At 59.6% G+C, this 25082-nt stretch carries 20 protein-coding genes; 3 read left to right on the top strand and 17 right to left on the bottom strand.

Annotated features, from left to right (window positions below; translation table 11 throughout):
• Positions 1–9: 9 nt before the first annotated feature.
• The 16 genes from nuoH to QF043_RS10420 all read right to left on the bottom strand — a co-directional run bounded on the left by nuoH (position 10) and on the right by QF043_RS10420 (position 19947).
• A complete protein-coding gene (nuoH, locus tag QF043_RS10345; RefSeq protein WP_017137518.1) occupies positions 10–1017 on the bottom strand; it encodes an NADH-quinone oxidoreductase subunit NuoH in 1008 nt (335 codons plus the stop codon).
• Entirely contained in the window at positions 1014–3728 is a 2715-nt protein-coding gene (nuoG, locus tag QF043_RS10350) for an NADH-quinone oxidoreductase subunit NuoG (protein ID WP_307418409.1), read from the bottom strand. The genes nuoH and nuoG overlap by 4 nt, the downstream gene beginning before the upstream one ends.
• A gap of 135 nt (positions 3729–3863) precedes the next feature.
• Entirely contained in the window at positions 3864–5219 is a 1356-nt protein-coding gene (gene nuoF / locus QF043_RS10355; protein WP_017137516.1) for an NADH-quinone oxidoreductase subunit NuoF, read from the bottom strand.
• On the bottom strand, positions 5216–5713 hold the full coding sequence (gene nuoE, locus QF043_RS10360; RefSeq protein ID WP_056861694.1) for an NADH-quinone oxidoreductase subunit NuoE: 498 nt from the start codon (positions 5711–5713) through the stop codon (positions 5216–5218). The genes nuoF and nuoE overlap by 4 nt, the downstream gene beginning before the upstream one ends.
• A 2-nt stretch (positions 5714–5715) precedes the next feature.
• Positions 5716–7500: an NADH-quinone oxidoreductase subunit C/D gene (gene nuoC / locus QF043_RS10365; protein WP_017137515.1), complete on the bottom strand. Its 1785-nt coding sequence runs from the start codon at positions 7498–7500 to the stop codon at positions 5716–5718.
• Between the two features lie 72 nt (positions 7501–7572).
• Positions 7573–8247 carry an NADH-quinone oxidoreductase subunit B family protein gene (locus QF043_RS10370; protein ID WP_012724951.1) on the bottom strand — a complete coding sequence of 225 codons (675 nt, stop codon included), beginning with the start codon at positions 8245–8247 and terminating at the stop codon, positions 7573–7575.
• Positions 8248–8257: 10 nt separating this feature from the next.
• Entirely contained in the window at positions 8258–8671 is a 414-nt protein-coding gene (locus tag QF043_RS10375) for an NADH-quinone oxidoreductase subunit A (RefSeq protein ID WP_003219575.1), read from the bottom strand.
• Between the two features lie 658 nt (positions 8672–9329).
• A complete protein-coding gene (aceA, locus tag QF043_RS10380) occupies positions 9330–10655 on the bottom strand; it encodes an isocitrate lyase (protein WP_003219577.1) in 1326 nt (441 codons plus the stop codon).
• 494 nt (positions 10656–11149) lie between these two features.
• Positions 11150–11887 (bottom strand): secretin N-terminal domain-containing protein, encoded by a 738-nt coding sequence (locus QF043_RS10385; RefSeq protein WP_307418410.1) that lies wholly within the window; start codon positions 11885–11887, stop codon positions 11150–11152.
• A 212-nt stretch (positions 11888–12099) separates the two neighbouring features.
• The gene (locus tag QF043_RS10390; protein WP_056861697.1) at positions 12100–12522 is read right to left on the bottom strand and encodes a GNAT family N-acetyltransferase; all 423 of its coding nucleotides are present in this window, start codon (positions 12520–12522) and stop codon (positions 12100–12102) included.
• A complete protein-coding gene (locus QF043_RS10395) occupies positions 12515–13681 on the bottom strand; it encodes a cupin domain-containing protein (RefSeq protein ID WP_305454046.1) in 1167 nt (388 codons plus the stop codon). The genes QF043_RS10390 and QF043_RS10395 overlap by 8 nt, the downstream gene beginning before the upstream one ends.
• Positions 13682–13765: 84 nt before the next feature.
• On the bottom strand, positions 13766–15136 hold the full coding sequence (gene purB / locus QF043_RS10400) for an adenylosuccinate lyase (RefSeq protein ID WP_017737156.1): 1371 nt from the start codon (positions 15134–15136) through the stop codon (positions 13766–13768).
• A gap of 124 nt (positions 15137–15260) precedes the next feature.
• The gene (hflD, locus tag QF043_RS10405) at positions 15261–15884 is read right to left on the bottom strand and encodes a high frequency lysogenization protein HflD (RefSeq protein WP_017137510.1); all 624 of its coding nucleotides are present in this window, start codon (positions 15882–15884) and stop codon (positions 15261–15263) included.
• Positions 15881–17005: a tRNA 2-thiouridine(34) synthase MnmA gene (mnmA, locus tag QF043_RS10410; RefSeq protein ID WP_056861699.1), complete on the bottom strand. Its 1125-nt coding sequence runs from the start codon at positions 17003–17005 to the stop codon at positions 15881–15883. Before mnmA ends, hflD begins: the two co-directional genes overlap by 4 nt.
• 59 nt (positions 17006–17064) lie before the next feature.
• Positions 17065–17511, bottom strand: a complete 447-nt coding sequence (locus QF043_RS10415) for an NUDIX hydrolase (protein ID WP_056861700.1) — start codon at positions 17509–17511, stop codon at positions 17065–17067.
• 210 nt (positions 17512–17721) lie between these two features.
• Positions 17722–19947: an NADP-dependent isocitrate dehydrogenase gene (locus QF043_RS10420; RefSeq protein WP_307418411.1), complete on the bottom strand. Its 2226-nt coding sequence runs from the start codon at positions 19945–19947 to the stop codon at positions 17722–17724.
• Between the two features lie 508 nt (positions 19948–20455).
• Between QF043_RS10420 and icd the strand changes: the two genes are divergently transcribed.
• Entirely contained in the window at positions 20456–21712 is a 1257-nt protein-coding gene (icd, locus tag QF043_RS10425; RefSeq protein WP_065931181.1) for an NADP-dependent isocitrate dehydrogenase, read from the top strand.
• A gap of 76 nt (positions 21713–21788) precedes the next feature.
• On the opposite strand, the gene QF043_RS10430 is transcribed toward icd, so the two are convergent.
• Complete coding sequence (locus QF043_RS10430) at positions 21789–22100, bottom strand: cold shock domain-containing protein (protein WP_307418412.1); 312 nt, start codon at positions 22098–22100, stop codon at positions 21789–21791.
• 225 nt (positions 22101–22325) lie between these two features.
• On the opposite strand from QF043_RS10430, the gene clpS reads away from it, so the two are divergent.
• Positions 22326–22694 carry an ATP-dependent Clp protease adapter ClpS gene (gene clpS, locus QF043_RS10435; RefSeq protein WP_005789091.1) on the top strand — a complete coding sequence of 123 codons (369 nt, stop codon included), beginning with the start codon at positions 22326–22328 and terminating at the stop codon, positions 22692–22694.
• Positions 22695–22723: 29 nt separating this feature from the next.
• A complete protein-coding gene (gene clpA / locus QF043_RS10440) occupies positions 22724–24994 on the top strand; it encodes an ATP-dependent Clp protease ATP-binding subunit ClpA (protein ID WP_056861703.1) in 2271 nt (756 codons plus the stop codon).
• Positions 24995–25082: the final 88 nt, after the last annotated feature.

A 25082-nucleotide genomic window follows, 5' to 3' on the forward strand; every position in this document is an offset into this window, starting at 1 on the left:
GTCAAATCCTCACTGAACCGCGCCGGCTGGCGTGTTCAACAACACAACGGCAGCCGTCACCAGCAAATTGATCAGGGTCAGCGGCAGGCAGAAGCGCCAGCTGAAATCCATCACCTGGTCGTATCGTGGACGCGGAATGGAAGCGCGCAGCAGGATAAACAACATGATGAAGAACGCGGTCTTCAGGAAGAACCAGAAGAACGCCAACTGCGGCAGGATGCCGAACGGACCGTGCCAGCCGCCGAAGAACAGCGTGACCAGCAGGGCCGAGATCAAGATGATGCCGATGTACTCACCCACGAAGAACATGCCCCATTTCATGCCGGCGTATTCAATGTGGTAACCGTCGGCCAGTTCCTGTTCCGCTTCCGGCTGGTCGAACGGGTGACGGTGAGTCACGGCGACGCCAGCGATGAAGAAGGTACAGAAGCCGAAGAACTGCGGAATGATGAACCACAGGTTCTGCGCCTGGTACTCGACGATGTCGCGCATGTTGAACGAGCCGACCTGCACCACGATGCCCATCAGCGCCAGGCCCATGAACACTTCGTAGGACACGGTCTGGGCCGAGGCCCGCAAGCTGCCCAACAGGGCGAACTTGTTGTTGCTCGACCAACCGGCGAACAGCACCGCGTAGACCGACAAACCGGCCATGGCGAAGAAGAACAGCAAGCCGATGTTCAGGTCCGCCACGCCCCAGGTCGGGGTGATCGGGATGATCGCGAAGGCGATCAGCAAGGCGCTCATGGCCACGACCGGTGCCAGGGTGAAGATCACCTTGTCGGCAAACGGCGGGGTCCAGTCTTCCTTGAAGAACATTTTCAGCATGTCGGCGGCGATCTGGAACATGCCGAACGGGCCAACGCGGTTCGGACCGTAACGGTCCTGCCACCAGCCCAGCAGGCGACGTTCGACGAAGCTGAGCAGGGCGCCCGCAACGACCACGGCCAACAGGATCACGATGGCCTTGACCACCGAAATGATCACGTCAATTACTTCCGGCGTGAACCAAGTCATTGCGCTGCCTCCTGCAGACCGTCAACGGTTTTGCCGAAAATCGCAGGCGGAATACCCGCCAGGCCTTTTGGCAGTGCAACCAGGCCCGCACCCAACTCATCGTTGATACGCAGCGGCAGACGCAGGGTCTGGCCGGCCACGTTCAGGCTGAGCAGGGCACCGTCGTTGACGCCCAGGCGGTCGGCTTCGGACTTGGCCACCGACACGTAGGCTTCAGGAATGCGACTTTGCACCGGCGCGGCTTTGGAAGAGGTCTCTTCGCTGCCGAACAGGTGGAAAAACGGCACAACCTGCCAGGTGCCCTGGGCCGGGTTGAACGGACGCGGTACCGCAGCGAACCAGTTCAGCGCGTCACCGGTGCTTTCGATCAGGCGGGTGCCCGGGTCGCCAGCGCGGATATGACCACCGACTTCGTCCTGGAACTTGTTCCAGGCTTGCGGTGAGTTCCAGCCCGGCGACCAGGCAAATGGCACCTGCTGACGTGGCTCGACCGAACCCGAGTAACCTTCCATGGAGAAGGCGAACGCGGTGTCCGGGTCTTGCGGGGTACGCGGTTCGTGCACGCTGATGTTGGCGCGCATGGCGGTACGACCGGAGTAACGCAGCGGTTCACGGGCCAGTTTCATGCCCTTGATGCGGAACGCGGCCGACGGTGCAGCGTCGACGATACGTGCCAGTTGCGGCGCGCTTGCGGCGACGGCAGCCGTTACGTGGTCGAGCTGGGTCCAGTCGATCGGCTGGTTCAGCAGGGTGGCGCGCAGGGCATGCAGCCAGCGCCAGCCTTCGTGCACCAGGATGCTGGCGTCCATGTATTTCGGGTCGAACACCTGGAAGAAACGCTGGGCGCGGCCTTCCTGGCTGACCAGCGTACCGTCGCCTTCGGCGAAGGTGGCGGCTGGCAGTACCAGGTCGGCACGTTCGCTGGTGGCGGTCTTCTGGTGGTCGGCCACGATCAGTACTTTGGCGGCGTCCAGCGCAGCGTCGACCTTGGCCGAATCGGTGCGGGTGTACAGGTCGTTTTCCAGCACCACGATGGCGTCGGCATTGCCGTCGATCACCGCTTGCAGGGCCGCGTCCAGGGACTCGCCACCGAGCATCGCCAGGCCGAGGCTGTTGGCTTCCGGCACGACCAGGCTGATGGAACCGTTCTTGTCGCGCAGCTTCAAGGCCTTCGCGATATTCGCAGCAGCCTCAATCAGCGCCTTGGAACCCAACGAGGTGCCGGCAATGATCAATGGGCGCTTGGCCGCGAGCAGGGCGTCGGCGATGCGCTGGGCCAGTTCAACGGCTTCAGTGTCCAGGCCTTCGACGGCAGGCGCGCTGGCGTCGAGGGCGTGGGCTACGGCGAAACCGATGCGGGCCAGGTCATCCGGTGCGGCGTGAACGCATTCTTCGGCGATGTCGTCGAGCTTGGTTTCAGCCAGGCTCGCGATAAACAGCGGGTTCAGCGCGTGCTGGCCGATGTTTTTTACGGCGGCGTCGAGCCAAGGCTGAACGCGCATGGCGTCGGCCATGTCTTCGGCCTTGCCTTTGACCGACTGACGCAGCGACAGCGCAATACGCGCGGCGGTCTGGGTCAGGTCTTCGCCGAGGACGAAGATCGCATCGTGGTCTTCGATGTCGCGCATGTTCGGCACTGGCAGCGGGCTGTCGTTCAGCACTTGCAGGACCAGACGGATGCGCTCCAACTCACCGGCTTCGATACCGGAGTAGAAGTGCTCGGCACCGACCAGCTCGCGCAACGCGTAGTTGCTTTCGAGGCTGGCACGCGGCGAACCGATACCGACGATGTTGCGGCCGCGCAGCAGGTCGGCGGCTTTATCCAGCGCGTCGTCCAGGCTCAGCTTGGCGCCACCGGCCAACAGCGGCTGGCGTGGGCGGTCTTCGCGGTTGACATAGCCGTAGCCGAAACGGCCCCGGTCGCACAGGAAGTACTGGTTGACCGAACCGTTGAAGCGGTTTTCGATCCGACGCAGCTCACCGTAGCGCTCGCCCGGGGAGATGTTGCAACCGCTGGAGCAACCGTGGCAGATGCTCGGCGAGAACTGCATGTCCCACTTACGGTTGTAGCGCTCGGAGTGAGTCTTGTCGGTGAACACACCGGTCGGGCAGACCTCGGTGAGGTTGCCGGAGAACTCGCTTTCGAGCACGCCGTCTTCAACGCGACCGAAGTACACGTTGTCGTGGGCGCCGAATACGCCCAGGTCGGTGCCGCCGGCGTAGTCTTTATAGAAACGCACGCAACGGTAGCAGGCGATGCAGCGGTTCATCTCGTGGGAAATGAACGGGCCGAGGTCCTGGTTCTGGTGCGTGCGTTTGGTGAAGCGATAACGGCGCTCGTTGTGGCCGGTCATCACCGTCATGTCTTGCAGGTGGCAGTGACCGCCTTCCTCACAGACCGGGCAGTCGTGTGGGTGGTTGGTCATCAGCCACTCGACGACACTGGCGCGGAACGCCTTGGATTCTTCATCTTCGATGGAGATCCAGGTGTTGTCGGTGGCTGGGGTCATGCAGGACATGACGATACGACCACGGGTGTCGTTCTCGTCGGTGTATTGCTTGACCGCACACTGGCGACAGGCACCGACGCTACCAAGCGCGGGGTGCCAGCAGAAATACGGGATGTCGAGGCCTAGTGAGAGACATGCCTGTAACAGGTTGTCTGCCCCATCGACTTCGAGCGCTTTGCCGTCTACGTGGATAGTGGCCATGGTTCAAAGTTCTTCGTTGGCCCGTTGTCAGCGGGCGTGGCTAATGGAATCTTGTTATTCATGGGCATCAACACAGCCTTTACGGCGTCAGCCCATGAGAAAGCGAAGGGCACGGACCCTTCGCCTTTTAAAGCGTTACGCGCCGACTACGATCGGCCTTGCCAGAGGCGGGACGGCGGCGCTGACAGGCGCGATGCCGGCTTCGAACTCCGAGCGGAAGTATTTGATTGCGCTGCCCAATGGCTCCACGGCGCCCGGTGCGTGAGCACAGAAGGTCTTGCCCGGGCCGAGGAAACCGACCAGACCCAGCAGGGTCTCGATGTCACCTGGCTGGCCTTCACCGTTCTCGATCGCCATCAACAGCTTGACGCTCCAGGGCAAGCCGTCACGGCACGGGGTGCAGAAGCCGCAGGATTCACGGGCAAAGAACTGCTCCATGTTGCGCAGCAACGAAACCATGTTCACGGTGTTGTCCACCGCCATCGCCAGGCCGGTGCCCATACGGGTGCCGACCTTGCCGATACCGCCGGCATACATTTGTGCGTCGAGGTGCTCAGGGAGCAGGAAGCCGGTACCGGCGCCACCTGGCTGCCAGGCTTTCAAGGTGTAGCCGTCGCGCATGCCACCGGCGTAGTCCTCGAACAGCTCGCGTGCGGTCACGCCAAACGGCAGCTCCCACAGGCCAGGGTTCTTGACCTTGCCGGAGAAGCCCATGAGCTTGGTGCCCATGTCTTCGCTGCCTTCACGGGCCAACGATTTGTACCAGTCAACGCCGTCGGCGATGATCGCCGGCACGTTGCACAGGGTTTCAACGTTGTTCACGCACGTCGGCTTGCCCCACACGCCGACGGCGGCAGGGAAGGGCGGCTTGGAGCGCGGGTTGGCGCGGCGGCCTTCGAGGGAGTTGATCAGTGCGGTTTCTTCACCGCAGATGTAACGTCCGGCGCCGGTGTGCACGAACAGTTCGAAGTCAAAACCCGAACCGAGGATGTTCTTGCCCAACAGGCCGGCGGCCTTGGCTTCTTCCACAGCACGGTTGAGGTGCTTGGCGGCGGTGGTGTATTCGCCACGCAGGAAGATATAGCCCCGGTAGGTTTTCAGCGCGCGGGCGCTGATCAGCATGCCTTCGATCAGCAGATGGGGCAGTTGCTCCATCAGCATGCGGTCTTTCCAGGTGTTGGGCTCCATCTCGTCCGCGTTGCACAGCAGGTAGCGGATATTGATGGATTCGTCTTTGGGCATCAGGCCCCACTTCACACCCGTTGGGAAGCCTGCACCGCCGCGGCCTTTGAGGCCGGCGTCTTTGACGGTCTGGACGATATCGTCCTGAGCCATGTCGGCGAAGGCTTTGCGCGCCGCCGCGTAACCGTTCTTGGCCTGGTACTCGTCGAGCCATACCGGCTCGCCGTCGTCACGCAGGCGCCAGGTCAGCGGGTGGGTCTCAGGCGAACGCTTGATCAGGTTGGCCGGGCCGAAAGATGTAAGGGTCATGGGTAGCCCTCAAGCAATTGGGTGACGCCAGCAGGCTGCACGTCACCGAATGTGTCGTCGTCGATCATCAACGCCGGCGCCTTGTCGCAGTTGCCCAGGCAGCACACCGGCAGCAGCGTGAAGCGGCCGTCCGCAGTGGTTTGCCCGAGGCCGATGCCCAGCTTGTTCTGGATCTCGCTGACCACCGATTCGTGGCCACCGATGTAGCAGACCATGCTGTCGCACACGCGAATGATGTGACGGCCGACCGGCTGACGGAAGATCTGGCTGTAGAACGTGGCCACCCCTTCAACGTCGCTGGCGGGAATGCCGAGGATCTCGCCGATGGCGTAGAGGGCGCCGTCCGGCACCCAGCCACGTTCCTTCTGGACGATCTTCAAGGCTTCGATCGACGCCGCGCGCGGGTCTTCGTAGTGATGCAGCTCGTGCTCGATGGCCGAGCGCTCGGTTTCACTCAAGGTGAAACGATCTGTTTGGATAAGCGTGCTGTTCATGCTTAGCGGTCCACGTCGGCCATAACGAAATCGATACTACCCAGGTACGCAATCAAGTCCGCGACCATCTCGCCTTTGATCACCGAAGGGATCTGCTGCAAGTGGGCAAAGCTTGGGGTACGAATCCGGGTGCGGTAGCTCATGGTGCCGCCATCGCTCGTCAGGTAATAACTGTTGATACCCTTGGTCGCTTCGATCATCTGGAAGGATTCGTTGGCCGGCATTACCGGGCCCCACGAAACTTGCAGGAAGTGCGTGATCAGGGTTTCGATGTGCTGCAGCGTGCGCTCTTTGGGCGGCGGCGTGGTCAGCGGGTGATCCGCCTTGTAGGGACCTGCCGGCATGTTGCGCATGCACTGCTCGATGATCTTCAGGCTCTGGCGCATTTCTTCGACACGCACGATGCAGCGGTCGTAGGCATCGCCATTGGCCGCCAGCGGCACTTCGAACTCGAAGTTCTCGTAGCCCGAGTAAGGGCGTGCTTTACGCAGGTCGAAGTCGCAACCGGTGGAACGCAGGCCAGCACCGGTGACGCCCCATTCCAGGGCTTCTTTGGTGTTGTACTGCGCGACGCCGATGGTACGGCCCTTGAGGATGCTGTTGTCCAGCGCAGCCTTTTGGTACTCGTCCAGACGCTTGGGCATCCAGTCGATGAATTCCTTGACCAGGCGCTCCCAGCCGTTCGGCAGGTCATGGGCCACACCGCCGATGCGGTACCACGCCGGGTGCAGGCGGAAACCGGTGATGGCTTCGATCACCTTGTAGGCGCGTTGACGGTCGGTGAAGGTGAAGAACACCGGAGTCATGGCGCCAACGTCCTGGATATAAGTACCCAGGAACAGCAGGTGGCTGGTGATCCGGAAGAACTCGGCCATCATGATGCGGATGGTGTCGACGCGGTCCGGCACCTTGATACCGGCGAGCTTCTCGACCGACAGCACGTACGGCAGGTTGTTCATCACGCCGCCGAGGTAGTCGATACGGTCGGTGTACGGGATGAAGCTGTGCCAGGACTGGCGCTCGGCCATCTTCTCGGCACCACGGTGGTGATAGCCGATGTCCGGCACGCAGTCGACGATTTCTTCGCCGTCCAGTTGCAGGATGATCCGGAAGGCACCGTGAGCCGAAGGGTGGTTCGGGCCCAGGTTGAGGAACATGTAGTCCTCGTTGGTGCCGGAGCGTTTCATGCCCCAGTCTTCCGGACGGAAGCGTGCAGCCTCTTCTTCAAGCTGCTGCTTGGCGAGGTTGAGGCTGAACGGGTCGAATTCGGTGGCGCGCGCCGGGAAGTCCTTGCGCAGCGGGTGACCTTCCCAGGTCGGCGGCATCATGATGCGCGTCAGGTGCGGGTGGCCCGGGAAGTCGATGCCGAACATGTCCCAGACTTCACGCTCGTACCAGCTGGCGTTCGGCCAGATACCGGTGACGGTCGGGATGCTCAAGTCGCTTTCGGACAGCGCGACCTTGATCATCACGTCGCTGTTACGTTCCAGCGACATCAAGTGGTAGAACACGGTGAAATCGGCGCCGCTCGGCAAGCCTTGACGCTTGGTACGCAGACGCTCGTCCACGCCATGCAAGTCATAGAGCATGACGTACGGCTTGGGCAGGTTGCGCAGGAAGCTCAGGACTTCGACGAGCTTGGCCCGCGCCACCCACAGCACCGGCATACCGGTGCGTGTGGCCTGGGCGGTGAAGGCGTCAGGGCCAAAACGGTTATTGAGTTCGACAACCACATCCTGGTCGTCTGCCTTATAAGGCGGGATGTACAGAGCACTGCCTGTAGTCATGGTTTTTTATCGCTTTCGGTCAACGTAAAGAATGAAGCCAGGTTTTCGTTCTATAAAAGAAGCGGTGCTGGATCAGACTTCGTCGGGGCTGCGCAGGTTGGTGACTGCGATTCGCTGTTCGCGGCGCTGTTCCTTTTGTGACGGCATCTCGGCGCGATAAACGCCTTGATCACCGACCACCCAGGAAAGCGGACGACGCTCCTTGCCAATCGACTCCTGCAACAGCATCAAGCCTTGCAGAAAAGCTTCAGGGCGGGGCGGGCAGCCAGGCACGTAGACGTCCACGGGCAGGAACTTGTCCACCCCTTGAACGACGGAGTAGATGTCGTACATGCCACCGGAGTTGGCGCACGAACCCATGGAGATAACCCACTTTGGTTCGAGCATTTGCTCGTAGAGACGCTGAATGATCGGCGCCATCTTGATAAAGCAGGTGCCGGCGATAACCATGAAATCCGCCTGGCGCGGTGATGCCCGGATAACTTCGGCGCCAAAGCGCGCGATGTCGTGGGGCGCCGTGAAGGCGGTGGTCATTTCCACGTAGCAGCACGAAAGGCCGAAGTTGTACGGCCACAGGGAGTTTTTACGCCCCCAGTTGACCGCGCCACTCAGCACGTCTTCGAGTTTGCCCATGTAGATGTTTTTGTGGACTTGATCTTCTAACGGATCGGAGACGGTTTCCCGTTCGCCGATAGGGTACTGATCGTTAGGAGCATCCGGGTCGATCCTGGTGAGATTGTATTGCATCGCCAAAGCCTCATTGTTTCAGCTTCGCTTGCCGCTTACGACGAGCTTCCGGAGCCCAGTCAAGGGCGCCCACTCGGAATAGGTAGACAAGGCCTGCCAACAGAATTGCTATGAAAACGAGGGCTTCGACGAATCCGGTCCAGCCGCTTTCGCGGACGGACACAGACCAGGCAAAGAGAAAGAGGGCTTCGATATCGAAGATCACGAACAGCATCGCGACCAGATAGAATTTGGCTGAGAGCCGCAAGCGGGCGCCACCTGTAGGCAGCATGCCGGACTCGAACGGTTCATTTTTGCTGCGGCCCCAGGCTTTTGACCCAAGGAGGCTGGAGACGCCGAGCATGAAGGCGCAAAGGCCGACAACACCGAGGAGGAAAATGGCAAAGCCCCAGTTGTGGGCCATGAGTCCTGTCGCTTCGGTCATGCTGGAAATCCTTAACAGAGAGCAAAGGTCTCTGAGCTCGAAAAAGTAACGATGCAGTGACGATATGTCGCAGCGCAATCAATCGCGGTGATTTTATGGCTAAACACCGGGCAAGTAAAATTCCTATAGCGAAATTATTCGATGGAATAAGCACATAGTGCACCTTCTTGGGGCTGTAGCCCTTGTGGGCCGGGGATTAGCGGGCATTTAATCAAATGTGTTTTGTTTAAGCGGTAAAGAAGTTTTTATCGGCTAAATGATAATGAATATTGTTTGCGTGGGGTTTAAGCGAATGTTTCTCGTGTGGCGCGGGAGTTATTGTTACTTGCTTGATTGCTGCTAGTTGCTGGAGGGGATCTTTTAACCGATTTGATTCAGGCAAATACCGCTCTGGGTCAATGTTTTGCGCAAAATCCTGCTGAGGCTATATGCATTCCCCTGTGGGAGCGGGCTTGCTCGCGAATGCGGTGGGTCAGCTAGCATATCTTTGACTGATACACCGCATTCGCGAGCAAGCCCGCTCCCACATTTTTGATCTCCTTTGTGTCAGGGAGATTTTCTTTCGGGCAAAAAAACGCCCCGAACCAGTCGGGGCGTCAGATCAAGCGGCAGTGCGGTTAGGTCTTCCGTGGGGCCGCACTGGCCGTGTACTCGCTGCTTAGTGGAACTGCTCTTCTTCGGTCGAGCCGGTCAGCGCGGTCACGGACGAGGTGCCGCCCTGGATCACGGTGGTCATGTCGTCGAAGTAGCCGGTGCCCACTTCCTGCTGGTGCGCCACAAAGGTGTAACCCTTGGCGGCGTCAGCGAACTCTTGCTCCTGCAGTTTCACGTAGGCAGTCATGTCGTTGCGGGCGTAGTCGTGCGCCAGGTTGAACATGCTGTGCCACATGTTGTGAATGCCGGCCAGGGTGATGAACTGGTGCTTGTAGCCCATGGCCGACAGTTCGCGCTGGAACTTGGCGATGGTCGCGTCGTCCAGGTTCTTCTTCCAGTTGAAAGAAGGCGAGCAGTTGTAGGACAGCAGTTGGTCCGGGTATTCCTTCTTGATCGCCTCAGCAAAGCGACGCGCTTCGTCCAGATCCGGCTTGGCGGTTTCGCACCAGATCAGGTCAGCGTACGGCGCGTAGGCCAGGCCACGGGCGATCGCCTGGTCGAGACCGGCGCGTACTTTATAGAAGCCTTCCTGGGTGCGTTCGCCGGTCACGAATGGTTGGTCGTACGGGTCGCAGTCGGAGGTCAGCAAGTCGGCCGCGTTGGCGTCGGTACGCGCCAGGATGATGGTCGGGGTGCCGGCAACGTCAGCCGCCAAGCGTGCTGCGGTCAGCTTTTGTACGGCTTCCTGGGTTGGAACCAGTACCTTGCCGCCCATGTGGCCGCATTTTTTCACCGACGCCAATTGGTCTTCGAAGTGCACGCCGGCAGCGCCTGCCTCGATCATGCTCTTCATCAGTTCGTAGGCGTTGAGTACGCCGCCGAAACCGGCTTCTGCGTCAGCCACGATTGGCGCGAAGTAGTCGATGTAGCCTTCATCGCCCGGGCCTTTACCGGCTTTCCACTGGATCTGGTCGGCGCGGCGGAACGAGTTGTTGATGCGCTTGACCACGGTCGGCACGGAGTCCACCGGGTACAGCGATTGGTCAGGGTACATGGATTCTGCGGAGTTGTTGTCCGCAGCCACTTGCCAGCCGGACAGGTAGATCGCCTGGATACCGGCTTTTACCTGTTGAACTGCCTGGCCGCCAGTGAGGGCGCCCATGCAGTTGACGAAATCTTTTTCGGGACGGAAGGACGGCTTGGCACCCTGGGTGACCAGCTTCCACAGCTTCTCGGCGCCGAGTTTTGCAAAGGTGTGCTCAGGTTGAACCGAGCCACGCAGGCGGACGACGTCAGCAGCGGAATAAGCGCGGGTTACGCCTTTCCAGCGTGGGTTTTCAGCCCAGTCTTTTTCAAGGGCTGCAATTTGCTGTTCGCGTGTCAGTGCCATGGGGAAAAACCTCGTCGCATAGGTCTAGTGGAGAATTCCATTTGCCAGCCACGTATTAACTGCGTGGTTGTGGCTGCTCGCTGACCAGAAGCTTGGGCGGCCAAGTCAGGTTCGACGGGGTAGGCGACGGGATGAACGCGTTGCGAGAGGAGGAATTGAGCAGGTAAGGGCAAACTGCGAACAGTCTTCGGGCATCGTGGGCCTTGGTACGATCCATCAGTGTGTAGCCGGGTTACCTGGTTAGCTTCCGTCCCTCGGGACAACTTCGTTCCAGTCGCAACCAACGTCAAACACACCTTGTGGGCGGTACAGACACGAATCGGCTCAGGTGGGTAGCTTAGAGCGGCGATCCGAAGGCCCTTGCCAGGGCCCCTGATTAGCGGGAGCGAGGCCATCATGCACAGGCTTTTTTGGCTCGTCAAATGTTTTGTAGTGCTTTTTTCAAGGCACTACATCTTTAGTCTAATGCGACTCGCCAGTCAGTTTTTGGTGCTTTAGTTCAGCGTATCGACCTTGACCCGCAAAGTCAGGTCATCGCGGCCCTGAGTAGAGTAGCTGCGGGTTGTAGAGGATTTATCGGCCTGGGTCTCGCGGTTGATGCCCGCCAGTGGTATCCATTCACCCAGGCGGCCACTGACCGTTGTGTCGGTACTTTGCACATTCACTACATCGGGACGTTCCTGGCTCATTCGGTCACGGTTGGTACTGATGGCCAGGTGTACGGTTTCGCCAGTGACGCTCGCAGTCACGTAAAAACCCTGGGTGACGTTGCGATACTGGGTCTGGTTTTGCGGGCGGCCGTAGGCGTCTGGCTGCGTGGTGGTCAGTGGCACGCTCTGGCCGACCTGGATCAGCGCGGGCACGCCTTCACTGGCCTGAATCTGCTGGATGCCGCCGTCGCGGCTGGCGGTGCCGTAACTGATGATGCGGGTTTGGCTGTCGCCGCTGTTTTGCTGGTTACTCTCGTTGCTGTCGACGGTGATCAACAGGCGCTTGGCGGGTGTATCCAGCTGTGCAAGCAAAGCACGCAGGTCCTGGATCTTGCCGGGGTCCGCTTTAACAATAAGCTGGTTACCGTAGGCGCTGACGGTGCCGTCCTTGCCGATAAAGTTTTGCGCGACGGGCAGCAGGTCGGCGCTGGTGCGATTGCTCAGGTTGACGACTTCGGTGTCGGCCATGGCGCAGGCGCTGGCGCTGAGGAGGAGGGCGGTGAGCAGGGTGCGTAGGGACATGTCCGTTATCTCTGCGAGTCAATTAAGCGTGATAGTGCCAGTTTGTCGGCCTGGCAGGTCGCAAGTTGAATCGTAGACGGCAAAATGCCCTGGCAGGCAGGGCATTTGGGGTGTTGCTTACATCGCTATCGCAGGCAAGCCAGCTCCCACAGGGGATTGCATTCCAAATGTGGGAGCTGGCTTGCCTGCGATAGGGGCGACTCGGTCTCGAATTAACCCTCGCGCACCATATCGACGTGCGGAATTCCGACTTCAAGGAATTCGTCACTGACGATCGTGAAACCCAGCCGCTCATAAAATGGCGCCGCGTACACCTGCGCACTCAGGAACTGCCTGGTCTGGCCACGTTTCTCGGCCGCGCCGATCACGGCTTCCATCAGTTTGTCGCCGACCTTGAGCCCGCGCCAGTCCTTGAGTACCGACACGCGACCAATCTCGCCGCTGGGCAGCAGGCGAGCGGTGCCAATCGGAAAATCGCCTTCGAATGCAAGAAAATGCATCGCGTCGGCGTCGTCCGCATCCCACTCCAACTCCGGTGGAACCGATTGTTCAGCGATAAACACCGCCTCACGAATGCGCCGAATCTCAGCGATATCCTTTTGCCAGTCCGCGACACTTACGTGAATCTTATTCATCGGCAAATCCCAGGCTTCCTTGCTTGACCAGTTCGCACAGCAGGTCACGACCGTCTTCGTCGGCCAGCCAGGTGCCGAGGTTTTCGCTGTGCAGGGCGTCGGCCGAGCAGACCAGTTTCAACAGCTCGCGCAGTTTGCCTGGCAGGTAACGGCTCTGGCCGCTGGCAAACAGCAGTACGTCATCGTCCACTTCAGACCACGCCATACGCGCGCTCGGGTTGCGGATCAGAATCGCGCCGTTTTCCAGGCTGCTGATAAAGTCTTCTTCACCCAGCTCTTCACCGGCGACCAGTTCCGGGTAGCGCGGCTCGGTCATGAACTGGCCGAACCAGGTCAGCAGCATGCGCTCATCGCTCATGTGCTCGGCCAGCAGGCCTTTGAGGCGGTCGAGTGCGTCCGCCTGAATCTGGTGTGGGTCGCTGACCGGTTGGGCGTCGGCGTCGGTGTAGCGCTCTTCATCGGTCAGGTACTGGCTGAGGAAGTCAGTGAAGTGGGTCAGCACTTCGGCAGCGCTCGGTGCGCGGAAGCCCACCGAATAGGTCATGCAGTCATCTTCGGCGATGCCGAAGTGCGCCAGGCGCGGCGGCAGGTAAAGCATGTCGCCCGGTTCCAGCACCCATTCTTCGCTCTGTTCGAATTCCGCCAGGATGCGCAGGTCGGCGTGTTGCAGCAGCGGGCTTTCGGAATTGCACATCTGGCCGATTTTCCAGTTGCGCTTGCCTTGGGCCTGCAGCAGGAACACGTCGTAGTTGTCGAAGTGCGGACCAACGCTGCCACCGGGGGCGGCGAAGCTGATCATCACATCGTCGATGCGCCAGCTGGGCAGAAAGCGGAAGTGCCCCAGCAGCTCGGCAACTTCAGGTACGAATTGGTCGACGGCCTGCACCAGCAGGGTCCACTCGCGCTCTGGCAACGTGCTGAACGCATCTTCGGCGAACGGGCCGCGGCGCAGTTCCCATGGACGCTCGCCGTGTTCGATCACCAGGCGCGATTCAACTTCTTCTTCCAGGGCCAGGCCGGCCAGTTCGTCGGCGTCGATCGGGCTTTCGAAATCAGGGATGGCCTGACGGATCAGCAGCGGTTTTTTCTGCCAGTAGTCGCGCAGGAATTCCCGTGCCGTGATGCCGCCCAGAAGTTGAAGAGGAATGTCAGGATTCATGTGTAACCTATTGAAAGAAAGCACTTTTAAGACAGGAATAAAAACGCCCGGCGCGGCCGGGCGTCTCAAAGGGTCGCGCGCTGATCAGATGCGCTTGGCTTGCTCTACCGCGTTGCCGATGTAGTTGGCCGGGGTGAGCAGTTTCAGCTCGGCCTTGGCAGCGGCTGGCATGTCCAGGCCATCGATGAAAGTTTGCAGCGCCTCAGGGCTGATGCCCTTGCCGCGCGTCAACTCTTTCAGCTTCTCGTACGGGTTTTCGATGTTGTAGCGGCGCATTACGGTCTGGATCGGCTCGGCCAATACTTCCCAGCACGCATCCAGGTCAGCGGCGATCTTCTGCGCGTTGAGCTCAAGCTTGCTGATGCCTTTGAGGCTGGCTTCGTAGGCGATCACGCTGTGGGCAAAGCCCACGCCGAGGTTACGCAGTACGGTGGAGTCGGTCAGGTCGCGCTGCCAGCGCGAGATCGGCAACTTGCTGGCCAGGTGCTGGAACAGGGCGTTGGCGATACCGAGGTTGCCTTCGGAGTTTTCGAAGTCGATCGGGTTGACCTTGTGCGGCATGGTCGACGAACCGATCTCGCCGGCGATGGTGCGCTGCTTGAAGTAGCCCAGGGAGATGTAACCCCAGATATCGCGATCGAAATCGATCAGGATGGTGTTGAAGCGCGCAATCGCGTCGAACAGCTCGGCGATGTAGTCGTGCGGTTCGATCTGCGTGGTGTAGGGGTTGAAGCCCAGGCCCAGCTCGTCTTCGATAAAGGCGCGGGCGTTTTCTTCCCAGTCGATTTCCGGGTAGGCCGACAGGTGGGCGTTGTAGTTGCCCACGGCGCCGTTGATTTTGCCCAGCAGCGGCACGGCCGCGACTTGAGCGATCTGGCGCTCCAGGCGATACACCACGTTGGCCAGTTCTTTGCCCAAGGTAGTCGGCGAAGCCGGTTGGCCGTGGGTGCGCGACAGCATCGGCACGTCAGCGAAGCGGATGGCCAGCTCGCGGATAGCGTTGGCGGTCTGGCGCATCAGTGGCAGCATCACGTCATCACGGCCTTCGCGCAGCATCAGGGCGTGGGACAGGTTGTTGATGTCCTCGCTGGTGCAGGCAAAGTGGATGAACTCGCTGACCTGGGCCAGTTCCGGCAGCTTGGCCGCTTGCTCTTTGAGCAGGTATTCGATGGCTTTGACGTCGTGGTTGGTGGTGCGCTCGATCTCTTTCACGCGCTCGGCGTGCTCCAGGGAGAAGTTTTCCGCCAGGGTGTTCAATACAGCGTTGGCTTCGGCGGAAAACGCCGGCACTTCGCTGATGGCAGGGTGAGCGGCCAGGCGCTGGAGCCAGCGCACTTCAACCAGAACGCGAGCACGGATCAGGCCGTATTCGCTGAAAATAGGGCGCAGGGCCTGGGTTTTGCCGGCGTAGCGGCCGTCAACAGGGGAAACCGCAGTGAGCGAAGAGAGCTGCATGGGGTGTTCTCGGACAGTCGGGCAACGAAATGGGGCGCGTATCATACATGAAAAAATTCGCCGGTCCGTCGCCAACTGACCGGCGTATTACGCGTGAGGCTATAAAAAAGCGGGTTGCTGCGACTTATTCGTTGCGCATCAACGGGTAAAGCTCTTTGAGCAATTTGCGTCGGCTGATCACCAACTGCCAGCGATGACCGCCCAACTGACGCCACAACCGCGCCGAACGAATACCGGCCAGGAGCAGGGCGCGGATTTTCGAAGCGTTGTTCGGTTGCTGCAGGTTGCGCATGTCGCCGTGCACCTGGATGCGCTGGCGCAAGGTGCTCAACGTGTCCTGGTACAGCGCACCACAGGCGGCAATCACGTTTTCGTGGGCCGGGCCGAAGTGTTCCACCTGGGATTGAATCTGCGGCAGGCGTTTGCCGATGGTTTCGAGCAGGTCGTCGCGCTTGGCCAGTTGCCGCTCAAGGCCGAGCATCGACAGCGCATAGCGCAGCGGCTCACGTTGCAAGGTGCTTGGGTCGCGCTCCAGAGCGCCGATCAGCGCGCGGTAACCTTCACGCAGCGCCAGGTCGTCACCGCCATACACTTCCAGGGTGTCCTTGGGGTCGCGAATCAGCAGGCTGCCGAGCATGCAGGTCAGGCCTGCTTCGGTCACCTGGCCGGTCTTGGCGATCTTGTCGACCAGCACGGCGGCGAGGAAGACCCCGCCGAGTGCCGTCAATTGCTCCTGGGTCGGGCTCATGCCGGGTTGCTCCAGGCTTCGGCGACTTCAATCACGCCACCGCCCAGGCAAATTTCGCCGTCATAGAACACCACCGATTGGCCCGGCGTGACCGCGCGTTGCGGGTCATCGAAGGTGGCGCGGTAGCCGCTGGCGGTTTTTTCCAGGGTGCAGGGCTGGTCGCTCTGGCGATAGCGCACTTTGGCGGTCAGGCGGCGTGGCGTGCTCAGGTCGATAGGGTTGACCCAATAGATTTCCGACGCCAGCAGCGCGCCCGAGAACAGCAGTGGGTGCTCATTGCCCTGGCCGACGACCAGCACATTGTTTTCCAGGTCCTTGACCAGTACGTACCACGGCTCTTCGCCGGCGTCTTTCAGTCCGCCGATGCCCAAGCCCTGACGCTGGCCGATGGTGTGGTACATCAAACCATGGTGGCGGCCGATCACTTCACCGTCGGTGGTTTTGATTTCGCCCGGTTGTGCCGGCAGGTATTGCTTGAGGAAGTCGCTGAAACGGCGCTCGCCGATAAAGCAGATCCCGGTGGAATCCTTTTTCTTGGCGGTGGCCAGGCCGTGTTTTTCGGCGATCTTGCGCACTTCGGGTTTTTCCAGCTCGCCGACCGGGAACAGGGTCTTGGCGATCTGTTCGCCGCCGACGGCGTGCAGGAAGTAACTCTGGTCCTTGTTCGGGTCCAGGCCTTTGAGCAGTTCGGTGCGGTTGTCGACGTCGCGACGGCGCACGTAGTGGCCAGTGGCAATCAGGTCGGCGCCGAGGATCATGGCGTAGTCGAGGAACGCCTTGAACTTGATTTCACGGTTACACAGGATGTCCGGGTTCGGCGTACGACCGGCCTTGTATTCGGCGAGGAAGTGCTCGAACACGTTGTCCCAGTACTCGGCGGCGAAGTTGGCGGTGTGCAGCTTGATGCCGATCTTGTCACACACGGCCTGGGCGTCGGCCAGGTCGTCCATGGCGGTGCAATATTCCGTTCCATCGTCTTCTTCCCAGTTCTTCATGAACAGGCCTTCCACCTCATAACCCTGCTCCATGAGCAGAACGGCGGAAACGGAAGAATCCACGCCGCCGGACATGCCGACGATGACGCGCTTCTTTTGTGTGTCAGAAGGGGCTGGATCACGCATAGGGTTTCAACGGGTGTCTTGAAAAAGGACGCGATTCTAACAGGCTCACGCCCGCAAGGCTAAAGAGAAGGGCGGATCAATTCGAGGCTATGGCGCTGGCCGGCCAGATAATCATCGATACAGCGGATGATCAGCTCACTGCGCCAGTCGTCGCGCAGCGCCATCAGCTCCTCACGGGTCAGCCAGCGGGCGCGGACGATGCCTTCATCGAGCGTGTAGTCGGGGTGATGTTTCAAGGCTTTGGCGGTAAAGCACACGCGCTGATAAGTCACGCCATTGCTGGGCGCGGTGTACAGGTAGATGCCGACAATGCCGGTGGCCTCGACGTCCCAGCCGGTTTCTTCGAGGGTTTCGCGCACGGCCGCTTCGGTGAGGGTTTCATGCGGGTCCAGATGGCCGGCCGGCTGGTTGAGTACGGCGCGGCCGCCCTTGAGCTCCTCGACCATCAGGAAGCGGCCGTTGTCTTCGACGATAGTGGCGACGGTGATGTGGGGTTGCCAGGTCATGGGTGCCTCGATGTGTAGTGACTGAAGAAACTCGTTCAGTGTGGGAGCTGGCTTGCCTGCGATAGCAGTCTGTCAGTTGACACCGATGCAGCTGAACCACCGCTATCGCAGGCAAGCCAGCTCCCACATTTGATCGGGGGTGTTCAGTGAAACCAGGGTGCAAACAGAAACCCCGGCACATGGCCGGGGCTTCTTTGCATCCTTACAACCTTACTTCAACTTGGCAATCGCCGCGTTGAGGGTGTTGCTTGGGCGCATGGCTTTGCTGGTCAGCTCCGGGTTCGGCGCGTAGTAGCCGCCGATGTCCACTGGCTTGCCCTGTACGGCGTTCAGCTCGGCAACGATGGTTGCCTCGTTGTCGGCCAGGGTTTTGGCCAGTTCGCCGAACTGCGCTTGCAGTGCAGCGTCTTCAGTCTGGGCGGCCAGGGCTTGCGCCCAGTACAGCGCCAGGTAGAAGTGGCTGCCGCGGTTGTCGATGTTACCGACTTTGCGCGATGGCGACTTGTTGTTGTCCAGGAACTGGCCAGTGGCCTGGTCGAGGGTCTTGGACAGCACCAGGGCTTTCGGGTTGTTGTAAGTAACACCCAAATGCTCAAGGGATGCGGCCAGGGCCAGGAACTCACCCAGGGAATCCCAGCGCAGGAAGTTCTCTTCAACCAGTTGCTGCACGTGCTTCGGCGCCGAGCCGCCGGCGCCGGTTTCGAACAGGCCGCCACCGTTCATCAGCGGCACGATCGACAGCATCTTGGCGCTGGTGCCCAGCTCCATGATCGGGAACAGGTCGGTCAGGTAGTCGCGCAGTACGTTACCGGTCACCGAGATGGTGTCCAGGCCCTTGCGGGTGCGCTCCAGGGTGAACTTCATCGCGTCGACCGGCGACATGATGCGGATGTCCAGGCCTTCGGTGTTGTGGTCTTTCAGGTAGGCCTGAACTTTCTCGACCACCACGCCATCGTGCGCACGCTGTGGGTCCAGCCAGAAAATGGCCGGGGTGTTGCTGGCGCGAGCGCGGTTGACGGCGAGCTTGACCCAATCCTGGATCGGCGCGTCTTTGGTCTGGCACATGCGGAAGATGTCGCCGGCGTCAACAGCCTGTTCCATCAGCAAGGCGCCCTTGCTGTCGGTGACGCGGACTACGCCGTCAGCCTTGATCTGGAAGGTCTTGTCGTGGGAACCGTACTCTTCGGCTTTCTTGGCCATCAAGCCAACGTTTGGCACGCTGCCCATGGTGGTTGGGTCGAAAGCGCCATGGGCCTTGCAGTCTTCGATGACGGCTTGGTAGATGGTGGCGTAGCAGCGATCCGGGATCACCGCCTTGGTGTCGTGCAACTGGCCGTCGGTGCCCCACATTTTGCCGGAGTCACGGATCATGGCTGGCATCGAAGCGTCGACGATGACGTCGCTCGGCACGTGCAGGTTGGTGATGCCTTTGTCGGAGTTGACCATCGCCAGGGAAGGGCGAGCGGCGTAGACCGCCTGAATGTCAGCTTCGATCTGCGCTTGTTGCTCGGCTGGCAACGCCTTGATGCGAGCGTACAGGTCGCCGATGCCGTTGTTCAGGTTGAAGCCGATCTGTTCCAGCACGGTAGCGTGCTTGGCCAGGGCGTCTTTATAGAACTCGGCAACGATCTGGCCGAACATGATCGGGTCGGAGACCTTCATCATGGTGGCTTTCAAGTGAACCGACAGCAGCACGCCTTGCTGCTTGGCGTCTTCGATTTCAGCGGCAATGAACGCGCGCAGAGCTTTTTTGCTCAGCACGGCGGTGTCGATGATTTCGCCTGCTTGTACCGAGGTCTTTTCTTTCAAGACGGTCGCAGTGCCGTCTTTGGCGATCAGTTCGATTTTTACGGCGTCAGCGGCTTCGATCTGCACGGCTTTTTCGCTGCCGTAGAAGTCGCCGTTGCTCATGTGTGCGATGTGCGACTTGGAGTCGGCAGCCCAGGCGCCCATTTTGTGCGGGTGCTTGCGCGCGTAGTTCTTGACCGACAGTGGTGCGCGGCGGTCGGAGTTGCCTTCGCGCAGTACCGGGTTCACGGCGCTGCCCTTGACCTTGTCGTAACGTGCACGGGTTTCTTTTTCCGCGTCGGTGGTTACGGTTTCCGGGTAGTCCGGCAGGGCGTAGCCCTGGGCCTGCAGTTCCTTGATCGCCGCTTGCAGCTGCGGGGTCGAGGCGCTGATGTTAGGCAGCTTGATGATGTTGGCTTCAGGCGTAACGGCCAGGTCGCCCAGTTCGGCGAGGTGGTCCGCGATTGCCTTGTTGCCCAGTTGCTCGGGGAAGCTTGCGAGGATGCGCGCGGCCAGGGAAATGTCGCGGGTTTCCACAGCAATATCAGCGGAAGCGGTGAAGGCCTCTACGATAGGCAGCAGTGAATAGGTGGCGAGGGCTGGGGCTTCGTCGGTGAAGGTGTAGATGATCTTCGAGCGGGTGGGCATATTCGGATTAACTCTCTTCTTTGCTGAAAGCGTGCGCAGAAACTCGAGATGCGCCGGGTGGAGCGCGTTCGTTCAAAGTCATCCATGAGCGAAATGTCGAGGTTTCTTCGCGGTGATGTTGGTTTGCATCAGTCGAGCGTCAAGCGTTTGGACTATGGTAATGGTCCTGCTTTCTGGTTGAGGGCTACACACACTGTTTACAAGTGCAGGAGCGGTCAACCGTCGTGACTCTTTGGTCAGCGGCGGCATTATACATAGGTCGCTATGCTTACGCCGAGCCTTCATACAAAAGGTGTGTCGTCCATTGGTCTAAAGGTCGCAGGGCCCAGAGTGCGACCAAAGTCGCACGATGTGCTCAAGATTGGCGATTTTGTCTTTGCTTTCAGGCTTGTAGGCGACAAATTATGCTGTTTTCGATGCAAATGAGCATGGCGTGAGGTTTCAGTCGCCATTTATCTGGAGTAGGCTCGAACGCAGCCAGATGTTCAATCCATAGATGGAGTTCAGCATGGGATACAAGAAGATTCAGGTTCCGGCAGTCGGCGACAAAATCACCGTCAATGCAGACCATTCTCTCAATGTTCCTGACCAACCTATCATCCCTTATATAGAAGGCGACGGTATTGGCGTCGACATCAGCCCGGTGATGATCAAGGTGGTCGACGCAGCTGTTGAAAAGGCCTACGGCGGTAAGCGCAAAATCTCCTGGATGGAGGTGTATGCCGGCGAGAAAGCGACTCAAGTCTACGACCAGGACACCTGGCTGCCCCAGGAAACCCTGGATGCGGTCAAGGATTACGTGGTTTCCATCAAAGGCCCGCTGACCACGCCGGTTGGCGGCGGCATCCGTTCGCTGAACGTGGCCCTGCGTCAGCAGCTCGATTTGTATGTCTGTCTGCGCCCGGTGCGCTGGTTTGAAGGTGTGCCCAGCCCGGTCAAGAAGCCTGGCGATGTGGACATGACCATCTTCCGCGAAAACTCCGAAGACATTTATGCCGGTATCGAGTGGAAGGCCGGTTCGCCGGAAGCGATCAAGGTGATCAAGTTCCTCAAGGAAGAAATGGGTGTTACCAAGATCCGTTTCGACCAGGACTGCGGGATTGGCATCAAGCCGGTTTCCAAAGAAGGCACCGAGCGCCTGGCGCGCAAAGCCCTGCAATATGTAGTGGATAATGACCGCGATTCACTGACCATTGTGCACAAAGGCAACATCATGAAGTTCACCGAAGGTGCCTTCAAAGAGTGGGCGTACGGTATTGCCGAAAAAGAATTTGGCGCGACCCTGCTCGACGGCGGCCCGTGGATGCAGTTCAAAAACCCGAAGACCGGCAAGAATGTGGTGGTCAAGGACGCGATTGCCGACGCCATGCTCCAGCAGATTCTACTGCGGCCGGCGGAATATGATGTGATTGCCACGCTTAACCTTAACGGTGACTATCTGTCTGACGCGCTGGCGGCGGAAGTAGGTGGCATCGGTATTGCGCCGGGGGCCAACCTTTCCGACACCGTGGCGATGTTCGAAGCCACTCACGGTACCGCGCCTAAATATGCAGGCAAGGATCAGGTCAACCCGGGTTCGTTGATCCTGTCGGCGGAAATGATGCTGCGGCATATGGGCTGGACTGAAGCGGCGGATCTGATCATCAAGGGCACCAATGGTGCGATTTCGGCGAAGACCGTGACCTATGACTTCGAGCGTTTGATGGAGGGCGCGAAGCTGGTGTCGTCGTCAGGGTTTGGTGATGCGTTGATTTCGCATATGTAAAGCGCTGCTGTAAAAAAAACGGCCATTCTGATTGATCAGAATGGCCGGCTTTTTTGTGCTGTTTGCTAAAGCGTTATCAGGCCGTTTGTTTCTTTTTTGATGGGGTGGCCTGACTTGTCCTGGGCTTTGTTTCGTGCGTTTCGTCGTGGATTGTTCCTGGTGTAGCTGCGCAGGCTGCACAAATTTCGACGGCGTGCAGCCCTTTCGGCCCTTGGATGATTAAAAACTCCACAGGCTGGCCCGCTTTTAGGGTCTTGTACCCATCCATGGTAATCGCTGAAAAATGCGCGAAGAGGTCTTCTCCGGATTTTCCATCCGCATTGATGAACCCATAGCCCTTGGCATTGTTAAACCATTTGACCTTGCCACTGATCTTGACGCCAGACATACCCATATCCCTCTGCACCAGACTCCATCACTGGAGTATCATCCAGTTTATCCGTCCTAACCCGAATAAATAAGGTTGACTGCGCGGACCTTTTTTACCCACTGTGGGTTCTATTGGTTGTAACACCGTTTCGCCGATAGTCAAGGCGACCAGTCGGTCAGTAGTTGAAAATCTGACAGGTCGCCCCCACCACTGTATTTGAACCACTGACGAACCTTTCTTTCCATGCATGCAAACAGCCAGATTCGACTAACATTCAATCAGGATCGCCCGGATCAGGAACACGATGACGACGGTTCTGCAGGCATTGCTGTCCAGGAAGCGAAGCCTGCTCTACAGGCGCCGCCGATGTACAAGGTGGTTTTGTTTAATGATGACTACACACCGATGGATTTCGTCGTCGAAGTGCTCGAGGTGTTTTTTAACCTGAACCGCGAGCTGGCGACCAAGGTAATGCTGGCCGTTCACACAGAAGGACGGGCAGTATGTGGAGTGTTTACCCGTGACATCGCCGAGACAAAGGCCATGCAGGTCAACCAGTACGCCAGGGAAAGCCAGCATCCGCTACTCTGTGAAATCGAGAAGGACGGTTAACGCCGACCACTTGGGTATGAGGTGAAGCTATGTTAAACCGCGAGCTCGAAGTCACCCTCAATCTTGCCTTCAAGGAGGCTCGTTCGAAGCGTCATGAATTCATGACCGTCGAACACCTGCTGCTGGCACTTTTGGATAACGAAGCTGCCGCCACCGTTCTACGTGCGTGCGGCGCCAACCTCGACAAACTCAAGCATGACCTGCAGGAGTTTATCGACTCCACCACGCCACTGATCCCCGTGCATGACGAGGACCGTGAGACCCAGCCAACCCTGGGCTTTCAGCGAGTGTTGCAGCGTGCTGTCTTCCACGTACAGAGCTCCGGTAAGCGTGAGGTCACGGGCGCCAATGTGCTGGTGGCGATTTTCAGCGAGCAGGAAAGCCAGGCAGTGTTCCTGCTCAAGCAGCAGAGCGTTGCCCGTATTGATGTCGTCAACTACATCGCCCACGGTATCTCCAAGGTGCCAGGGCACGGCGATCATTCCGAGGGTGAGCAGGATATGCAGGACGACGAGGGCGGTGAGTCTTCTTCTTCGGGCAATCCACTGGATGCCTATGCCAGCAACCTTAACGAGCTGGCGCGCCAGGGGCGGATCGATCCGCTGGTCGGGCGTGAGCTTGAGGTTGAGCGTGTGGCGCAGATCCTCGCGCGTCGTCGCAAGAACAACCCATTGCTGGTGGGCGAGGCGGGCGTGGGTAAAACCGCGATTGCCGAAGGCCTGGCCAAGCGCATCGTGGATAACCAGGTGCCGGATTTGCTGGCCAACAGCGTCGTCTACTCCCTTGACCTGGGCGCGTTACTCGCCGGGACCAAGTACCGTGGCGATTTCGAGAAACGCTTCAAGGCGCTGCTCGGCGAGCTGAAAAAACGCCCGCAGGCGATCCTGTTTATCGATGAAATCCACACCATCATTGGTGCCGGTGCGGCGTCGGGTGGGGTGATGGACGCCTCCAACCTGCTCAAGCCGCTGCTGTCGTCGGGTGATATCCGTTGCATCGGTTCGACCACCTTCCAGGAATTTCGCGGCATCTTCGAAAAAGACCGTGCCCTGGCGCGTCGCTTCCAGAAAGTCGACGTGTCCGAGCCTTCGGTGGAAGACACCATCGGCATTCTGCGCGGCCTCAAAGGGCGCTTCGAGGCCCACCATGGCATCGAGTACACCGATGAAGCCCTGCGTGCCGCTGCTGAGCTGGCATCGCGCTACATCAATGACCGGCATATGCCGGACAAGGCCATCGACGTGATCGACGAGGCGGGTGCCTACCAGCGCCTGCAGCCGGTCGAGAAGCGTGTGAAGCGCATCGACGTGCCTCAAGTCGAGGACATCGTGGCCAAGATCGCGCGTATTCCGCCTAAGCACGTCAACAGTTCCGACAAGGAGCTGCTGCGTAACCTGGAGCGCGACCTCAAGCTCACGGTGTTCGGTCAGGATGCGGCTATCGACGCGTTGTCCACTGCGATCAAATTGTCGCGTGCGGGCCTCAAGTCGCCGGACAAGCCGGTCGGTTCGTTCCTGTTCGCAGGCCCGACCGGCGTCGGCAAGACCGAAGCTGCGCGCCAATTGGCCAAGGCCATGGGTATCGAGCTGGTACGCTTCGACATGTCCGAATACATGGAGCGCCACACCGTGTCGCGCCTGATCGGCGCGCCTCCGGGCTATGTCGGGTTCGACCAGGGCGGCCTGCTGACCGAAGCCATCACCAAGCAGCCGCACTGCGTGTTGCTGCTCGATGAAATCGAGAAGGCCCACCCGGAAGTCTTCAACCTGCTGCTGCAGGTCATGGACCATGGCACCCTGACCGACAACAACGGGCGCAAGGCGGACTTCCGCAACGTCATCGTGATCATGACCACCAACGCCGGTGCCGAGACTGCTGCGCGGGCCTCTATTGGCTTTACGCATCAGGATCACTCATCCGACGCGATGGAAGTGATCAAGAAGAGCTTCACGCCGGAGTTCCGCAACCGTCTGGACACCATTATCCAGTTTGGTCGCCTCAGCCATGAGGTTATCAAAAGCGTGGTGGACAAGTTCCTTACCGAGCTTCAAGCGCAGTTGGAAGACAAGCGCGTGCAGCTGGAAGTGACGGATGCGGCGCGCAACTGGCTGGCCGAAGGCGGCTACGACTCGGCAATGGGCGCTCGCCCAATGGCGCGTCTGATCCAGGACAAGATCAAGCGGCCGCTGGCCGAAGAGATCCTGTTTGGCGAGCTTTCCGACCATGGCGGCGTGGTGCATATCGACCTGAAGGATGGCGAGCTGACCTTCGAGTTCGAAACCACGGCCGAAATGGCCTGATAGCTGATCGCAACACAGCAAAAAGGCGCCGAAAGGCGCCTTTTTGCTGTCCCCCCTGTGGGAGCTGGCTTGCCTGCGATAGCGGTGG

Origin of the sequence: Pseudomonas sp. W3I7, assembly GCF_030816095.1 — a bacterium.
GTDB lineage: Bacteria > Pseudomonadota > Gammaproteobacteria > Pseudomonadales > Pseudomonadaceae > Aquipseudomonas > Aquipseudomonas salomonii.

What these genes read in the sequence shown, in the direction of transcription:
- nuoC (WP_017137515.1), bottom strand. Translation starts at nt 7,500, where the DNA reads ATGACTACAGGCAGTGCTCTGTACATCCCGCCTTATAAGGCAGACGAC.
- QF043_RS10420 (WP_307418411.1), bottom strand. Translation starts at nt 19,947, where the DNA reads ATGCCCACCCGCTCGAAGATCATCTACACCTTCACCGACGAAGCCCCA.
- clpA (WP_056861703.1), top strand. Translation starts at nt 22,724, where the DNA reads ATGTTAAACCGCGAGCTCGAAGTCACCCTCAATCTTGCCTTCAAGGAG.
- purB (WP_017737156.1), bottom strand. Translation starts at nt 15,136, where the DNA reads ATGCAGCTCTCTTCGCTCACTGCGGTTTCCCCTGTTGACGGCCGCTAC.
- clpS (WP_005789091.1), top strand. Translation starts at nt 22,326, where the DNA reads ATGCATGCAAACAGCCAGATTCGACTAACATTCAATCAGGATCGCCCG.
- mnmA (WP_056861699.1), bottom strand. Translation starts at nt 17,005, where the DNA reads ATGCGTGATCCAGCCCCTTCTGACACACAAAAGAAGCGCGTCATCGTC.
- hflD (WP_017137510.1), bottom strand. Translation starts at nt 15,884, where the DNA reads ATGAGCCCGACCCAGGAGCAATTGACGGCACTCGGCGGGGTCTTCCTC.
- QF043_RS10375 (WP_003219575.1), bottom strand. Translation starts at nt 8,671, where the DNA reads ATGACCGAAGCGACAGGACTCATGGCCCACAACTGGGGCTTTGCCATT.
- nuoG (WP_307418409.1), bottom strand. Translation starts at nt 3,728, where the DNA reads ATGGCCACTATCCACGTAGACGGCAAAGCGCTCGAAGTCGATGGGGCA.
- QF043_RS10415 (WP_056861700.1), bottom strand. Translation starts at nt 17,511, where the DNA reads ATGACCTGGCAACCCCACATCACCGTCGCCACTATCGTCGAAGACAAC.
- QF043_RS10390 (WP_056861697.1), bottom strand. Translation starts at nt 12,522, where the DNA reads ATGAATAAGATTCACGTAAGTGTCGCGGACTGGCAAAAGGATATCGCT.
- QF043_RS10370 (WP_012724951.1), bottom strand. Translation starts at nt 8,247, where the DNA reads ATGCAATACAATCTCACCAGGATCGACCCGGATGCTCCTAACGATCAG.
- icd (WP_065931181.1), top strand. Translation starts at nt 20,456, where the DNA reads ATGGGATACAAGAAGATTCAGGTTCCGGCAGTCGGCGACAAAATCACC.
- QF043_RS10395 (WP_305454046.1), bottom strand. Translation starts at nt 13,681, where the DNA reads ATGAATCCTGACATTCCTCTTCAACTTCTGGGCGGCATCACGGCACGG.
- aceA (WP_003219577.1), bottom strand. Translation starts at nt 10,655, where the DNA reads ATGGCACTGACACGCGAACAGCAAATTGCAGCCCTTGAAAAAGACTGG.
- nuoH (WP_017137518.1), bottom strand. Translation starts at nt 1,017, where the DNA reads ATGACTTGGTTCACGCCGGAAGTAATTGACGTGATCATTTCGGTGGTC.
- nuoF (WP_017137516.1), bottom strand. Translation starts at nt 5,219, where the DNA reads ATGACCCTTACATCTTTCGGCCCGGCCAACCTGATCAAGCGTTCGCCT.
- QF043_RS10385 (WP_307418410.1), bottom strand. Translation starts at nt 11,887, where the DNA reads ATGTCCCTACGCACCCTGCTCACCGCCCTCCTCCTCAGCGCCAGCGCC.
- nuoE (WP_056861694.1), bottom strand. Translation starts at nt 5,713, where the DNA reads ATGAACAGCACGCTTATCCAAACAGATCGTTTCACCTTGAGTGAAACC.
- QF043_RS10430 (WP_307418412.1), bottom strand. Translation starts at nt 22,100, where the DNA reads ATGTCTGGCGTCAAGATCAGTGGCAAGGTCAAATGGTTTAACAATGCC.